This is a genomic window from Actinomyces sp. MRS3W, from assembly GCF_032465695.1.
Lineage (GTDB): Bacteria > Actinomycetota > Actinomycetes > Actinomycetales > Actinomycetaceae > Actinomyces.
This window is the reverse complement of sequence record NZ_JAWDJJ010000091.1, coordinates 1-2,668: the sequence shown is the minus strand read 5'-3', so window position 1 is coordinate 2,668 and position 2,668 is coordinate 1. Positions and strand designations below refer to the sequence as shown.

The window sequence follows — 2,668 nt, the reverse complement described above, 5'->3', positions numbered from 1 at the left end:
GTACCCGCCCCAAGACTGTTTCTGCACGCCGTGCCCGCCCCAAGGGGCAACCCGCCCGGATCACCGCCGCCGAGCTACGCTCTGGGGCGGCCTGGTTGCGCGAGTTCCCCAGGCGCGCGTGGCACCTGCTCTCCCGGCTGTGGCGTACCGAACGCCGTCGCACCCTCATCGTGCTTGCGGCGGCCATCGGCGTCGCCGTCGTCATGGGACTACTAGGCGCCGGCGGCAAGGAGATCTGGGAAATCCTCCTCACCCTGGGCCTGGCCGCCCTCGTTCTGGCGGTTTCCTCCGACCACCGCACCGTCGGCAGCGTCATCGTCACCGTCCTCGCCCTCAGCCTCATCGGCACGCTCGCCGGGCCACGCTGGAATCCCCAACCCGTGGCCAACTCGCTGACCCCGGTGACCACCGACACGACCATTGGGGGAGCGGTGGCCACCGCGCAGGTCGGCACCTACGCCGTCCAGACCACCACCGTCACCATCACCCAGGCTGATGGCGAAGAGGTTCCCGGACTGCTGCGCCGCCCCATCGGCGTCACGGAGGACACTCCCGGCGCCATCTTCATGCACGGCGCCGGCACCCACACCACCCAGGGCTTCGCCGAACAGGCCGAGTCCCTGGCCTCCGCCGGGGTGACCACCCTCGTGCCCTCCAAACCCATGGAGAACTACTCCACGACCGAGCGCGACTACCTGTCCATGGCCGCCGACTACCAGCGCAGCCTCGAGTACCTGGTGGAGTTGGACGGTGTGGATCCCGACGCCGTCGGCGTCTACGCCGAGTCCGAGGGGGCTATCCCCGGAGTGGTGCTGACCGCGCAGGACGATCGGGTCGCCTTCCTCATTCTGGCCAGCGCCCCGGTGGTGAGGCTGCGCGAACAGGTGGCACTCGCCGTGGACACTTACATGCGCAACGTGGGCGTTCCCGAGCCCATGCTGAGTCTCATCCCGCGCGTGCTCGGCAGTGCGAAGATTCCCGGCGGCGGTTTCGAATACGCCGACTTCGATTCGGTGACCTACCTGGAGACCGTGACCGTGCCCGTGCTCATGCTCTACGGCACCGCCGACGCCTCCATGCCGCTCGTGCAGGGACCGGCCACCGTATGGAACGCCCTGCAGGTGAGCGGCAACGACCAGCTCACCGTCCGCTACTACGACGGGGCGAACCATGGCCTCAAACTCGGAATCAGCACCAGCGGTGCCCTCGCCCCGGGTGTGGCCCGTGACCTGTGCCGCTGGGTGGCTGGACTGCCCGCCACCGCCGCCGCCGAGCCGCACGTCGCCGGCGCGACCCCCACCCAGGCCTATTGGGCGCAGGCTCCCGCCCCGACCCGCTGGTACGCCTCCGGCGACCTCATGCTCGCCACCCTCATCATCGGCTTCGGTCTCATGGTGCTGGCCGGGATCGGCTGGTGCCTGGGGCAGGGACCCCGATTGCGCGGCAGGCGCGGCTTGCACCTGCCCGACCCCATCGGCCGCTGGACCGTGTCCCTGTGCCTGAGCGTGACCTCCGCCTGGATTCTCTACGTCGTCTACATCTTCGGCGTGGCTTCGCTGGCCATGAGCTACCGCACCAATCACCTCTTCTCCTACGGCGGCTGGGTTCTCGTCCAGCTGGTGGCCGTCATCGCCGTCGTCATCTTCGTCAAACTCGCCCAGCGTGCGCAGCTCATGCGCGCCGCCGCGCACGCGGCCAACCGGGAGCGCGGTGAGAAGGGGCACTGGCTCACCGTCCCCGCCGCGGCCGTCCTCACCGCGGCAATGACCGGCGCCGCCATCCTGCTGGTCGCCATCGCCTACTGGGGCCTGTTCCCCATGCTCATCTGAAGGCCGCCGGGGAGGAGATGCCTTCTTGAAAGCCGTGACCCTGATCGCCTGGAGCTGCCGTCTGCGCCGTCCCGGCAGCGTTGTCACCCCGTCGGTGCGCTCGCTTGCACTCGTGCTGGTCTGCCTGCTTGTCCTGTCCGCCACCCGAGACGCGGTGACGGTGGCCGGTGGTCCCGCTCTGGCCTCGGCGGTGGTCGGCGCGGGCCTGCTCGCGGCGGCCATGAACGCCGCGGTGGTCATGCGCGATCTCGACGCCGCCCGCCGCGGAGCGCTGCGCTACTACGGGTTCACCGCGGTGGATTTCCTCATCCTGTACGCGGTTGCATCCCTGCCGTTGACGGTGCTGGAGGCCGCCTGCGGGATGCTTGTGCTGGACCTGCCGGGCTGGTCCGATGGCGGCACATTCGGCCTGCTGCTGACGGCCTGGATGCCGATGACCGCGCTGGTGGCGATCGGTGCGGATCGGCTGCGATCGGCCGGTGCTGCAGCAGCGTGGTCGGGGCGAGGCGCTGGAATGGGCTTTGGTGGCCTACGGCTTGGCGGGCCGCGGCGGCGCCTGCCGGCGCTGTGTTTCGTCTATCTGCGATCGGCCTCGTGGTGGCCGGTGGCCTGCGTGTGCGGCTTCGGTGCCCTCATCGTCTACGCCATGGGTCGTTTCGGCCTGTCACCGGTGGTCGGCGTGTACGTGGCCGGTGCCTATACGGCGACGACTGTCGTCTGCGTTCTAGCGGAGGCGGACGACACTCCCTCCTCCCGCTGCGCCAGGAGCTACCACAGTATTGCCGACGCCGAATTGCGGCGTGCCAAGCTTGTGCTGGTGCTGCCGGTGCTGGCGGTTG

At 69.5% G+C, this 2,668-nt stretch carries 2 protein-coding genes; both read left to right on the top strand.

All coding sequences use genetic code 11. From position 1 onward, the window contains the following. Window positions 1-1,829 (top strand): hypothetical protein (locus RWX45_RS02660; protein WP_316022241.1); only part of this gene is annotated, 1,829 nt, incomplete at its 5' end. A gap of 25 nt (window positions 1,830-1,854) precedes the next feature. Then, window positions 1,855-2,668: hypothetical protein (locus RWX45_RS02655; RefSeq protein WP_316022240.1), on the top strand; the 814-nt coding region annotated here is incomplete at its 3' end.